This is a genomic window from Paenibacillus hebaui (assembly GCF_051934385.1).
Taxonomy (GTDB): Bacteria; Bacillota; Bacilli; order Paenibacillales; family Paenibacillaceae; genus Paenibacillus.
This window is the reverse complement of sequence record NZ_CP196836.1, coordinates 1,334,906-1,347,099: the sequence shown is the minus strand read 5'-3', so window position 1 is coordinate 1,347,099 and position 12,194 is coordinate 1,334,906. Positions and strand designations below refer to the sequence as shown.

At 48.2% G+C, this 12,194-nt stretch carries 8 protein-coding genes; 6 read left to right on the top strand and 2 right to left on the bottom strand.

Features of this window, described 5'->3' with window-relative positions:
• The first annotated feature begins 122 nt into the window (after nt 1-122).
• Nucleotides 123-1,793 (top strand): PTS transporter subunit IIBC, encoded by a 1,671-nt coding sequence (locus tag ACR32F_RS05910; RefSeq protein ID WP_440117058.1) that lies wholly within the window; start codon nt 123-125, stop codon nt 1,791-1,793.
• Nucleotides 1,794-1,798: 5 nt separating this feature from the next.
• Nucleotides 1,799-2,620, top strand: coding sequence for an endonuclease/exonuclease/phosphatase family protein (locus tag ACR32F_RS05905; RefSeq protein WP_440117056.1), 822 nt, complete (start codon nt 1,799-1,801; stop codon nt 2,618-2,620).
• A 79-nt stretch (nt 2,621-2,699) separates the two neighbouring features.
• Here the strand turns inward: ACR32F_RS05905 and ACR32F_RS05900 are convergent, their stop codons facing one another.
• Entirely contained in the window at nt 2,700-3,563 is an 864-nt protein-coding gene (locus ACR32F_RS05900; protein ID WP_440117054.1) for a helix-turn-helix domain-containing protein, read from the bottom strand.
• Between the two features lie 297 nt (nt 3,564-3,860).
• Between ACR32F_RS05900 and ACR32F_RS05895 the strand changes: the two genes are divergently transcribed.
• Nucleotides 3,861-5,549: an ABC transporter substrate-binding protein gene (locus tag ACR32F_RS05895; protein ID WP_440117052.1), complete on the top strand. Its 1,689-nt coding sequence runs from the start codon at nt 3,861-3,863 to the stop codon at nt 5,547-5,549.
• Nucleotides 5,550-5,561: 12 nt separating this feature from the next.
• Nucleotides 5,562-7,076, top strand: a complete 1,515-nt coding sequence (locus ACR32F_RS05890) for a glycoside hydrolase family 43 protein (protein ID WP_440117050.1) — start codon at nt 5,562-5,564, stop codon at nt 7,074-7,076.
• Nucleotides 7,077-7,286: 210 nt separating this feature from the next.
• Here the strand turns inward: ACR32F_RS05890 and ACR32F_RS05885 are convergent, their stop codons facing one another.
• The gene (locus ACR32F_RS05885) at nt 7,287-8,210 is read right to left on the bottom strand and encodes an S-layer homology domain-containing protein (protein WP_440117048.1); all 924 of its coding nucleotides are present in this window, start codon (nt 8,208-8,210) and stop codon (nt 7,287-7,289) included.
• A gap of 360 nt (nt 8,211-8,570) precedes the next feature.
• Here ACR32F_RS05885 and ACR32F_RS05880 point away from each other — a divergent pair, with 360 nt between their 5' ends.
• Nucleotides 8,571-10,313, top strand: a complete 1,743-nt coding sequence (locus ACR32F_RS05880) for an ABC transporter ATP-binding protein (protein ID WP_440117046.1) — start codon at nt 8,571-8,573, stop codon at nt 10,311-10,313.
• The gene (locus tag ACR32F_RS05875) at nt 10,306-12,165 is read left to right on the top strand and encodes an ABC transporter ATP-binding protein (protein WP_440117044.1); all 1,860 of its coding nucleotides are present in this window, start codon (nt 10,306-10,308) and stop codon (nt 12,163-12,165) included. The genes ACR32F_RS05880 and ACR32F_RS05875 overlap by 8 nt, the downstream gene beginning before the upstream one ends.
• Nucleotides 12,166-12,194: the final 29 nt, after the last annotated feature.

Sequence of the window (12,194 nt, the reverse complement as noted above, 5' to 3'; positions counted from 1 at the left end):
TCCATTCAGGGTATTGCCAATTGAAAGCGATATTATTATAATTACTGTGCAACCGATTGCATTAATTTGCAAGACAAAAAAATAACGTTGTACATACTACATGGATGGAGATTGATCGAGAAATGAAAAAGCTTCTATCATTTGATTTTTGGCAAAAGCTTGGGAAAGCACTGCTTGTGGTAGTCGCCGTCATGCCAGCGGCGGGAATTATGATTTCGCTCGGTAAAGTGGTAGCCATGCTGGCTGGTGATGTTCAGATCTGGTTGACCATCGGCGGGGTCATGGAAAACCTGGGTTGGGGCATCATTAACAATTTACACATTCTGTTTGCAGTGGCCATCGGCGGTTCCTGGGCCAAGGAACGAGCTGGCGGGGCTTTCGCCGCCTTAATTGCTTTTATCCTAATCAATACTTCAACAGGAACGATCTTGGGCGTATCCTCGAAGATGCTAACGGAGGAAGGGGCAACCGTCCATACTCTCTTTGGTGCCTCCATTCCGGTCAGTGGCTATTTCACTTCTATCTTAGGAGCACCTGCACTCAATATGGGCGTGTTTATCGGTATCATCTCCGGGTTCGTCGGGGCTGTAATATTTAACAAATATTATAATTACCGCAAGCTGCCGGACGCTTTAGCCTTTTTTAACGGTAAACGTTTTGTTCCTTTTGTTGTGATTCTATGGTCTGTTATCATTAGTTTGATCATGTCTGCCATTTGGCCATTTATCCAGGGTGGAATTAACCAGTTTGGTATTTGGCTCGCAACCTCTGGGGAATCGGCTCCATTCGTAGCGCCATTTGTCTATGGTACATTGGAAAGACTGTTAATTCCTTTTGGGCTTCACCATATGCTGACGGTTCCTATTAACTACACTCAACTCGGTGGCGTTTACACGACGCTTACAGGTTCCGGGGCAGGCAGCGTTGTTGCTGGACAGGACCCGCTGTGGCTGGCTTGGGCAAGTGATCTGAGTGCGCTTCGTGGTACCGATCAGGCAGCCTACAATAGCTTGTTGGAAGGCACGACGCCTGCCCGCTTTAAGGTAGGTCAAATGATCGGCGGAGCGGGAATCCTGATGGGACTGGCTGTGGCTATGTATCGCCGTGTAGACAAGGATAAACGTGTCAAATACAAATCGATGATTTTTTCAGCCGCCGCTGCTGTCTTTTTGACAGGGGTAACGGAACCGCTGGAGTTTATGTTTATGTTCGTAGCACCTGTGCTATACGTGGTTTATGCTATTCTTACCGGCATTGCGTTTGGCTTGGCAGACATCATCCATTTGCGTTTACATTCGTTTGGTATGATTGAACTGCTGACCCGATTGCCGTTGTCCATCAACGCGGGTTTGGTGCAGGACATTATCAATTTCGTGCTGACTTGTGCTGTATTTGCAGTGGTGACTTACTTTATCGCTTATTTCATGATCGGCAAATTCCAGATGGCTACACCAGGGAGACTGGGAAATTATACAGATGAGGAACCTCAGGAGACTTCCGGGACAGATAACGTGGACTCGGATACAGGTCATGTGGCGGCTCTTTCCCCTCAGAATCAACTGGCGGCAGATATCATCCAAACGCTTGGAGGAGAACAGAACATTGTCGAGGTCGATGCCTGCATGACCCGTCTGCGTGTGACGGTGAAGGATACGGAAGCCGTCGGAGACGAAAAGACATGGAAAGCGCTTGGCGCTCTGGGCTTAATTAAAGTAGATAACGGGGTACAGGCTGTTTACGGACCGAAGGCCGATGTAATCAAATCAGATATACAAGACATACTTAACAGGTGATTACTTTGAAATTGTTAACCTTAAATGTACATGCTTGGATGGAAGAAAATCAGCTCGAAAAGCTAAAACAACTGGCAGCTTTTATTCATGAGCAGCAGTTCGATATCATTGCTATGCAGGAAGTGAACCAGTCTATGGACGAGGCTCCTTTATCGCCGGACGATTTGCACGCTTACTATAGTGCTGATCCTGAGTTGGTCATTAAGCGGGATAATTACGCTTATGTGCTGAACGGGTTATTGTCCGATACCTATTATTGGACGTGGGCCCCTGCACATATTGGTTTTGGCAAATACGATGAGGGCTTGGCGGTTTTGTCCAAAACGCCGATTACAGACACGTTGGACCAATATGTTTCTTCGCTGCGGGACTATGACAACTACCGCTCACGTAAAATTGTGGGCGTGCAAGCTGTGGTGGATGGAGTGTCGGCATGGTTTGTGAGTGGGCACTACAACTGGTGGAACGATGAGGAACCCTTCCGTGAACTATGGGACCGTACAACCGAGATACTGACCCCTTTTGCACCGACGCCTGTTTTTATAATGGGGGATTTCAACAATGCGGCCGAAGTACGCGGGGAAGGATATGACTATGTCATGCAATCCGGCTGGTCGGATACCTATCTGAACGCAAGGACTCGTGATGAAGGCCACACCGTCATTAAAGCCATTGCCGGTTGGGAAAGTAACGCCAAACCACTGCGGATTGATTATATTTTTTCCAACAAACCCTTACAGGTTCAATCTTCAGCGGTCGTGCTGAACGGAAAAACGGGAGCCGTCGTCTCAGATCATTTCGGGGTTGCAATTGAATTAGAGATTTGAATAGTTAGAAAGGCCACCTGCTTATGCAAGTGGCCTTTTCTTCGATTATTAGGATGATGTCCATTCCCATGATTTTGACTCATTGAGCTTGCCTAAAAGCTTTGGGAGATATCCCGTACATCTTTGTGAACTGGCGGGTGAAATAATTGCTGTCATTAAATCCGCACTCGTAGGAAATCCGGGTAATCGCGAGACTGGTTTGTTTTAACAACTTACACGCCTTCTCCAGACGGAGCGTATGCACATACGAGAGAGGTGTCATCTGATAATACGATCGGAAAATGCGATTGAGATGTCTCACCGAAATATTCGATCGGGCTGCAACGTCTTCCAGTGACAATGGTTCCAGATAATGATCCTCGATATATGAGATGGCATTGGCCAGATGCAACAGATGATTGCCCTCCGCCCCCCTCTCCTGTGTATCGTAGTGACGCGACAGATAAACAACCAACTCTGTAAAACGGGAGAGCAGCATTGTCTGATATCCTTGCAATCTGTTGTGATATTCCTCAATCATAATGGAGATCAAGGATTCCACATCATCCATACTGGAGATTGGCAACGCAAGCTTGGATGCATACGAATGAATATTACGATAAAAGGGTTCCAGTACAAACAACGCCTGAAATCCGTTGGATTTTCTCAAATCGGGTCCGATGGAAGCCAGCATTTCAGGTCTGAACATCATGTTGCAGATCTGAAAATCATGGGGGTCCCTGTAGGCATGTGGTGTAGAACCATTAATCACAAATACATTTCCTTTTTTGATGAAAAACGACTCATTGTTGACTATATGTGTGGCATGGCCCTTGAGCACGATGACGAGTTCAGAGAAATCCGCATGCCTGTGCAGCTCCGTATCCTCCTCATGCCCGCCATATTGAATATAAAACGGAAACTGCATATCCGATGTAAACCATCTTAGATAGGCATTGCTCACTCGTTTCACCTCCACAACCCGTTTTGGGATGAACGTCTATATCATGCTACTCCAGGACCGAAAAATCAAGGTATGGAACTCCTCATGCCGTTATAATTCCTTTTGTAAGCAAGCAAGTGAACTGCGAATCAGGTAGGTGTACACGGAACCGTCATGCGATTGTCTGACAGGCAGGCATTCTTTTCTACCTACAATTGTAAACGCATTCAATTGAATAATCCTTCTTTGAAGAACGGATCAGTCTTGCCTTACGACGTTTCTAGGTACCAATATAACAGATCGATCAGGGGGGTTCATATGGCTAAATGGATAAGAAAAATCTCGAAACTATCCGTTACACTTACAATCTCGTTAAGTTTGCTGGCTGGATGCAGCAGTGGCAATCAGGGAGCAGGCAGCGGTAATACGAGTGGAGATGACAGTTCTCCGGTGACTTTCAGTTTCTTCGGTGCGGATGCCAATCCGAACTGGAATAATATGCAGGACGAAGTTGGAAAAGAAATCACCAAACAAACCGGCGTCACCTTGAATGCCGAATTCGCTGTGTCCGATCCTTCGCAAAGATTAGCCTTGATCGCGGCCAGCGGTGAATACCCGGACCTGATCAGTCCCAAGGGAGATCTGGACAAACTCGTTGATGCCGGGGCAATGTTGGATCTTACCGATCTGATCGAAGAACATGCGCCTAACCTCAAAAAGCTGTTTGGCGACCAGATCAAACGTTTGCGCTACAGCAATGAAGACCCGTCCATCTATGTCATTCCTACCTATTCCTCCATTGACGGGGTCAACTTCGTTGCAGGTGGTGGCTTCGAGCTCCAGCACCGCGCCGTGAAGGAAGCCGGATATCCGGAGATCAAAACCGTGCAGGATTATGAGAATGTCATTCGCAATTATCTGGAAAAGCATCCTACGGATGAGAACGGAAACCCCAACATTGGGCTATCCCTGAACGCCGACGATTGGCACATTCAAATTACCGTTACGAATCCGGCTGCGGAGACCACGGGCAAATCAGGTGATGGTGAATATTATATCGACCCGGATACTAACGAAGCCACCTACCATTTCCGTACAGAAGGCGAAAAAGAGTATTTTCAATGGCTCAATCACATGTATAATACCGGCCTGCTCGACAAGGATTCATTTGTTCAGAAAAATGACCAGTATCAGGCAAAAATTGCTTCCGGTCGCGTTATCGGGCTGACTGATGTGGACTGGGGTTATGGAGATGGTGAAAAGGCTCTCAAAGCAGCGGGTAAAAATGATCAGACCTATGGCCATTATTCCGTTATGCTATCCGATCAATACAAGGATAACCGATATCAGTCCACAGGTTTTATGGCTGGTTGGGGTGTAGGGATTACCACAGAATGTGAAGATCCAGTTCGGGCCATTCAGTTTCTGGACTTTCTTGCTTCAGAACAAGGCCAGGTGATGAACAATTGGGGAATTGAAGGCAAGCACTATGAGATCAAGGATGGCAAACGGGTGGTTCCTGCCGATGTACAAGAGCGCATCGTGAATGATAATATCGCATTCAGCCGGGAGTCCGGCGTAGGCTTCTACACCAACCTGGGCGCTCATTATGGAGATGGTGTAAAGGATTCTACGGACAATTATTACACCAAGAACTTCCCGGAACAGATCGTGGAGAACTATACCGATGCGGACAAAGAGACGCTGAAAGCTTATAACGCAAAAACGTGGATGGATCTGTTCCCGAGTGAAAAGGACTTTCCCGTGAAACCTTGGGGAGCCGTTTGGAATATTTCTGTGCCGAGTGAAGATGAGATCAACGTAATCGCCAACAAGGTGAAGGATATTACATGGAAACAGATTCCACAGGCTGTCATGTCAAAACCAGAAGAGTTTGAAGGCATCTGGAATGATTATCAGCAAAAGCTGATCAATGCCGGAGTCGAACAAATGGAAAAAGGCTTCACCCAATACGTCCAGGATCGCGTTAAACTCTGGAATGAATAGGAGTACATCAAGATGAACTATACCAATCCGGTCATCCCGGGATTCTATCCTGATCCCAGCATCTGTCGGGTAGACGAGGACTACTATCTGGTGACCAGCACATTTGAATATTTCCCGGGCGTTCCCATCTTTCACAGCAGGGATCTCGTGCATTGGCGCCAGATTGGCCATGTGCTCACTTCCGCAGAGCAACTTCCACTCGAAAATGCATGGAGTTCGGGCGGCATTTATGCCCCCACTCTCCGTCATTATGAGGGCTGGTTCTACATGGCAACGACCAATGTGAGCGGGGGCGGCAACTTCTATGTACGCAGCAGAAAGGCTGAAGGACCTTGGTCCACTCCCATATATGTTGCCCAGGACGGCATAGACCCTTCCCTGTTCTTTGATGAGGATGGACGCATATACTTTCAATCGGCTTGTAACGGTGATAAAGGCGAAGGAATCTATCAATGTGAGATTGACATCTTGACTGGTAACAAGCTGACAGAGAGCCAATTGATCTGGAAAGGGACCGGTGGTGCTGCGCCTGAGGCCCCTCACCTGTACAAAATAAATGGCTTTTATTATCTCATGATTGCTGAAGGGGGAACCGAATACGGGCATATGGAAACCATTGCGCAAAGCGCTGATCCTTATGGACCGTTTGATCCATGTCCATATAATCCGATCCTGTCGAATCGCAGCATGAAAACGAGCATCCATGCTACCGGGCATGCGGACCTCGTTCAGATCCAGGATGGAAGCTGGTGGGCGGTATGTCTGGGCTTCCGTCCGGCAGCCTACCCCATGCGGCATCACTTGGGACGCGAAACGTTTCTGGCGCCCGTAACCTGGACGCTGGACGGCTGGCCCATCATCGGTGAGAACGGACGGCTTCAGCCTGTCATGACAGGCCCGCAGCTGCCCGAAGTCCGGTGGCCTGCTCCTGAAATCCGGGATCATTTTGACAAACCAGCGCTCGGTCTGGACTGGATATCTCTGCGGAATCCAGCTCCCGGGAGCTGGTCCCTGAATGAACATCCGAGTCACCTTGTCCTGCATGGAAGCTCTATTTCTCTCAATGACAGGGGTAACCCGGCCTTTGTGGGGCGCCGCTTGAGCCATTTCTTGTGCAACATGGCCGCCTTGTTGGATTTTGAACCGATAGTAGATGATGAAGAAGCCGGATTAACCGTGTTTATGAATGAGAAGTATCACTATGATCTTGCCATCAAGCGGTTGGACGGTCAGAAGAAAATCATATGGCGGCGTACCGTCGGTTCATTAAGAACCGAGCAGGTTCTGGATTGTGACAACGGGCCTGTGATTCTGAACGTGCATGCGGACCGCGAACAATTCACGTTCTCCATTCAGCAAGGCTCATCGGAGGAACAACGCATCGGTTCAGGTGAAACGCATTTGCTCTCTACCGAGGTGGCGGGTGGCTTCACGGGTGTCATCGTTGCTATGTATGGGTATGCGCCATCGGAAGACAGTACGCCGGCCCTGTTCGATTGGTTCGATTATGAACCGCAGGATGAATAGCAGAATAAAAAAATAGTTTTTTTACTTTAATGTAAGATCTTAATGATCACTGTCCAATAACAGGATCTTTACTACCTACTACCTGTGAGATTATAGAATACTTAGCTGGACCTTCCATTCCAATGCAAAACCCACCCTCCATGTACGCATGGATAAGGTGGGTTTCTGAGGGTAAATTGCTTTCTATGTTGGAAAACCGTTGCAGGTAGATTACTTGCCTGAAGGCTGAGCCTCAGCAGTGTAGCCTGTTGGAATGTCTGTTTCCGCAGTCACCTTGGTAATCACCATCGGATACATCATGTCGGGGTCAGGCTGAATAATGGAGTAGAGCACAAGGGCACGTCCATCCTTCTCCAGCTTCACATCATCAATCTTCAATCCGTAACCTGGATGCGGCATTTCAGCGGTGAGTTTGACTTTGACAGTCTTGTCATCCACCTTGGTTGTCGTTACTGAAGGCACAATTCCCTGTTGTCCTTCGCCCGGATTCGTTGGTGCCGGTTCTGTTGAGCCGCCATTACCGTGCTTATCCACAAATTCAAGTGCATTGAAGATCATGCTTGCAGCCTCCATACGGGTAAGCGACTGATCTGGACGGAAGTTACCTTCCTTATCCAGTTCAATGATGTTCATATTCAGCAGGTTCTGGACCACAGATTTGGCGTCCTTACCGATTTTATTTTCGTCCTTAACATCATTATACCGCATGATCACCGGATATTCTCCGGTTGTGTTAATCCCTTCATGGAGCAAAATGACAAATTGTTCCCGCGTCATCTTCCCCTGTGGATTCAATTCCACCGGAATCGACAGACCATTCTGTGTGGCAGCCTGAACAGCATCGGCATACCAGGTATCCGGGCTTATTTTATTTTGAGCGGAAGCGGTAGCGTATTCATTTTTCAGACCAAACGCTTTCACAATAAGTTGTACACCCTGCGGCTCAGACAATGCGAGGTCTGGCCGGAACAGATCCGTGGTTACTCCGTTTACAATGCCCTTTGATTGCAATGAGTCTACAATCGTTTTCTGCCCTTCATCTTTTACGTCCGAAAAAGCGAGTACCGATGCACCTCCAGCCGTCAAAGACACGCAGAGTGCAAGCGTTGCAGCCAATCCTTTTTTATGTTTCATTTCCTGGCACCTCCATATTTAGTAAACCCAATTTTTAACCTCTTCAATCCTACAGACGGGAGACTCTCCGGAAATGTTTCAGATAATTCGACATCCGGTGAATAAATGACGGAACTAAGGCATACTATTCTTTTCGCTAAGGGCGAACGTCTGTGTTCTTCCCATCTGCTTGCTGGCTTCGTTGACTTCCTTATCCATTAGCGCAAAAATAAGTATAGATAAATCTACCTGAATGACGGATAAACCGTAAACCGGATTGCATACAGTAAGAGGGCACGACGCGCTATGATTAGGTGTCGGCCCTTTTCTTGACTTCGTTTCCGAACCCACTTTCAACCTGAACAAAGGAGAATAAATCTTATGTCCAAGAAAGGATTACTACGAGGCTATGTCATAGCAAACTGGCCCGTATATCTGCTCGCTGTACTACTGATTATTGCCTCCAATGTAGGTCAGGCATCCTTACCCCGAATTCTGGGCAGCTTCACGGACCAGTTGATGCAAAATACACTCCAGATGAATACCGTCATCCGGTACAGCCTTTCCCTTTTGGCTATTGCTATCGCTTATAATCTGCTGTTCGGTACCGGACAATTCATGATCATGAAATTGGGGCGACGCTTTGAATTCATGACACGCGAACGTATTTTCGGCAAATTTTCAGAGCTAAGCGAGCACTATTTCTCCAAACAGGGAAATGGAAAACTGCTCAGTTACGTCATGAATGATGTCACCTCTGTACGCGAAGCCATATCCAACGGTGTGACCATGATGACCAATGCAACCTTTCTGTTATTATCCTGCATTGTGATGATGCTGCTCAGTGGAATTCCGATGAAACTCATTCTAATCAGTATTGTGCCTTTGCTGGCCATTCCGTTTCTGGTTGTTTTTTTCGGTCCACGGATTCGCAAGCGCTCTCGTGATGTGCAGGAAGCCCTTGCAACCATGACGGAATCCGCAGAAGAGCAATTGGGTGGCATTCGTGTAACCAAAACATTTGCCATAGAGGACAGCGCCAGTGCACGATTTGGACTCACGGTGGATGCGATCAAAAGCAAACAGCTGCGGCTCGTTCGTCTGTCTTCGCTGTTTCAGGCCCTGCTACCGCTGCTGGGTGCCATTTCACTGGTCGTTTCCCTGCTTGTGGGCGGGATTCTGACGATGCAAAATTCGATTACACTCGGAAGTTTTGTTGCATTGACGTTATATTTGCGGATCATCATGGGACCGCTTCAACAGATCGGTAATGTAATTAATACGATGCAGCGTTCGGGAGCGTCACTCGAGCGGGTGAATGATCTGCTGACGGAAGTGCCTGATGTGCGTGAGCTTCCCCATGCGACAAAGCTTAAAGCCGTGAACGACATTACGATTGAGAATCTGTCCTTCTCCTATCCTGGCAGTTCATCCCCTGCGCTCAAAAATATCAGTCTGAACATCCAGGCAGGACGAACAGTCGGCATTGTAGGCAAAACAGGTTCTGGTAAAAGCACTTTCGTGAAGCTTCTGCTGCGTACATACGAACCGCCCGAAGGCACTATCCGCATGAACGGCATTGATATTCGACAGCTGTCGCTGGAGAGTCTGCGCTCTCGTATGGCCTATGTGCCGCAGGATGGGTTTCTATTCAGTACAACCATTCGGGACAACATCGCTTTTAGTGACCGTGAGGTTCCACTGGACACCGTAGAGCATAGCGCACGGCAAGCGATGATTTACGAAAATATTATCCGGTTCCCCGATCGGTTCGATACGCTGCTGGGCGAACGTGGACTCACGTTATCTGGCGGTCAGCGTCAGCGCACCAGTCTGGCAAGGGGATTGATCAAAAAAGCTCAGGTGCTCATCCTGGATGACAGCATGAGTGCTGTGGATGCTGTCACCGAAAGTGGCATTCTGCGCAGCCTGCGTGAGATCGGCAAAGGCAAAACAACGCTGATCATCTCTCACCGAATCAGTGCAGTCCGTCATGCAGACGAGATTATCGTTCTGGATGAAGGGCGAATCGTTGAACAGGGAACGCATGCATCGCTGATGGCCGCCAAAGGGTTATATGCTGCAACCTATCGTTTGCAGGAGGAGGGATTACATCATGACTGACCGTAACGCTCAAGTTCGTTCAGAAGCGGGAGCAGAAGCACCATCAGGGCATGGGTCCCGTTCCAATGCAGACACAGAGCAGGATAAACGTACTTCATTCAAAGCGATGATGGCATACGCCAAACCCCATAAATGGGCCTTTGCAGGCATATTTCTATGCTCACTGCTCGGCATTTCCGCGGATCTGCTTCAGCCTTACCTGGTGAAGATCGCAATCGATGATCATCTGGCGATTGGTCAGACCAGTGTAGGCTTCCTTGTCCAACTGGCAGCCATCTTCTTGGGGCTGGCTGTGATCAGTTTTATTTTTACCTATGTACAAAATAATCTGCTCCAGCATGTCGGTCAGAACATCGTCGCTCGCATCCGGAAAGACCTGTTCAGACATATCTCCAAGATGTCGATGTCCTTTTTCGACCGCTTTCATATCGGCAGTCTGGTGACTAATGTATCCAGTGACACGGAAACGATCAGCAGTTTCTTCACTCAGGTGCTGCTCAGTCTTATTCGGGATGGCATGATGCTGGTGCTCATTATTGTCTTTATGTTTCAGCTTGATCCCATGCTCGCAGGTTACTCTCTCATTGTGCTGCCTGTGATTGCCATCGTAGCTGTATTATTTCGGAGCCAGCTACGCAGGGCTTATCAGAATGCCCGAACCCGACTCTCGCGGTTGATTGCATTCACGGCGGAGAACCTGTCTGGCATGTTTCTGATTCAAGCCTTTCATCAGGAAGAGGAACAGAAGAAAAGATTTACGGAGCAGAATAAGCTCCATCTGGAAGCCAATATCACCCAAGCCCGCTCCAATGTCATATTTAACCGGACGTTTGATATTCTCGGCAATGCGGCACTGGTCATGATGGTCTGGCTTGGAGGCCGCGCTGTGCTGGGTGAATCGCTGCAGGTGGGTGTACTCTATGCATTTATCAGTTATATCCGCCAGTTCTTCCAGCCGATTAACCAGATCACCATGCAGTGGAACACGTTTCAGTCAACAACCGTATCCATGGACCGGATCTGGAACATTCTGAATACCCGTCCGGAAGTCGCGGACCCGGAACTCGGAACCGCCTCCATACTTGAACCACGGAACGTGATGGGTCAGATTGATTTCAATGATGTATCGTTTGGCTACCGGGCAGATCGCCCCTTGATTCAGCACATGAATCTGCATTTGTATCCTGGGGAAATGGTGGGTATTGTAGGGACAACGGGGGCTGGCAAAAGTACACTCATCTCTCTACTCAATCGCTTCTACGATGTGAACGAAGGCAGTATAGAGATTGACGGTACAGACATTCGGCAGCTGCCACAGGCTAAGCTTCATCGCATCGTTGGCCTGATCCAGCAGGAACCGTTCCTTTTCTCAGGCTCCATCATTGACAATGTACGAATGTTTCGCGAGGATATTACGAGGGAACAGGCTATGGAAGCATGCCGATTTGTCGGAGCACATGCGATGATATCTCGTTTGCCGCAAGGCTATGATACACGTCTTTCCGAACGCGGAAGCGGTCTGTCCGCCGGAGAGCGTCAACTGATATCATTTGCCCGGATCGTTGTTTTCCAGCCCCGAGTGCTTATACTCGATGAAGCCACCGCCAATCTGGATTCGCATACCGAACAATTGGTACAACAAGCGCTGGAATCCGTTTCGCAGGGTCGTACAACGATCGTTATTGCACATCGTCTGTCCACGGTGATGCATGCCGATCGGATTCTGGTGATGGAGAATGGTGAGATTGTCGAGGAAGGCTCACATCAGAAGTTGATCGAGGCCAAAGGTGTATATGCCGACTTGTACGCCCATGCGCGTGATGCAGGTAAAAATCCAGCTATATCAGGGTAATGAACCTGAGTTATATTAAACAAAGAACG

Excerpts from the sequence above, each read along its gene's own strand:
- ACR32F_RS05910 (WP_440117058.1), top strand. The coding sequence starts at position 123 with ATGAAAAAGCTTCTATCATTTGATTTTTGGCAAAAGCTTGGGAAAGCA.
- ACR32F_RS05895 (WP_440117052.1), top strand. The coding sequence starts at position 3,861 with ATGGCTAAATGGATAAGAAAAATCTCGAAACTATCCGTTACACTTACA.
- ACR32F_RS05890 (WP_440117050.1), top strand. The coding sequence starts at position 5,562 with ATGAACTATACCAATCCGGTCATCCCGGGATTCTATCCTGATCCCAGC.
- ACR32F_RS05885 (WP_440117048.1), bottom strand. The coding sequence starts at position 8,210 with ATGAAACATAAAAAAGGATTGGCTGCAACGCTTGCACTCTGCGTGTCT.
- ACR32F_RS05880 (WP_440117046.1), top strand. The coding sequence starts at position 8,571 with ATGTCCAAGAAAGGATTACTACGAGGCTATGTCATAGCAAACTGGCCC.
- ACR32F_RS05875 (WP_440117044.1), top strand. The coding sequence starts at position 10,306 with ATGACTGACCGTAACGCTCAAGTTCGTTCAGAAGCGGGAGCAGAAGCA.